This is a genomic window from Shouchella shacheensis, assembly GCF_001484965.1.
Classification (GTDB): Bacteria; Bacillota; Bacilli; order Bacillales; family Bacillaceae_D; genus Shouchella; species Shouchella shacheensis.
The window spans coordinates 1-833 of record NZ_LLYY01000077.1 but is presented as its reverse complement, the minus strand read 5'-3'; the positions used below and the strand labels follow the sequence as shown (position 1 = coordinate 833).

1 protein-coding gene is annotated in these 833 nt (G+C 39.3%); it reads left to right on the top strand.

What is annotated here, in order from left to right:
- The coding region (locus AVZ68_RS19425) for a nuclease/transposase family protein (RefSeq protein ID WP_496196941.1) at positions 1 to 648 on the top strand (648 nt) is incomplete at its 5' end.
- Between the last annotated feature and the right edge of the window lie 185 nt (positions 649 to 833).

Here is an 833-nt window from a genome sequence, read left to right as displayed (position 1 = left end):
CGAGCAAACAACCCTGACAAATATAACGATGACGGGACCATTAAGCGTGGCAATCGCCGTAGGTGGGTTTTCAGTAAGAACTATAAAAAGACTAGAGATCAACTTCAAGAGATCCAGCGAAAGATAGCTGAGAAGAGAAGACAAGATCACAACAAGCTAGCGAATTCGATTTTATCTCTTGGGGATGAGTGTTATGTGGAAACAATGAATTATAAAGGGTTGCAAGCGCGAGGAAAGAAGACAACGATCAACGAGAACACAGGAAGAATGAATAGGAAAAAGCGATTCGGGAAAAGTTTGGCTAATAAAGCGCCGAGTCTATTTTTAACCATACTGGACAATAAGCTGGAATATGATTCAAAGAAAGTAAAAAAAGTAGACACCACTTCTTTTAAAGCAAGCCAGTTTAATCATTTTAACAATACTTATAGGAAAAAGAACTTATCGGAGCGATGGAATGAGTTTGATTGTGGCAGAGTCCAACGGGATTTGTACAGTTCGTTTTTGTTGATGAATGCAGATGAAGATTTAAAACAGGCGAATGTTGAGAGTTGCCATAATAGCTGGGATGTTTTCTTCCAATTGCATAACATTGAAATCGAAAGGCTGAAAAATCAGGACAATTTGGCGAGTATGGGAATTGGGTAGAAACTAATCAAATGAATCAACAGGTGTTGAATCGCGCCTACAGAGCGTTAAAGTGACTCATCGGAGTGTGCTTTGCTCATGAAAGTCTAAAGGAACAAAGATTAGTGCTTATGGATGAAAGGAATCTATGAGAGGAAGTCTTTTAATACTTTAGAACCCCACTCCTTTAGGTGTGGGAGGTTCAG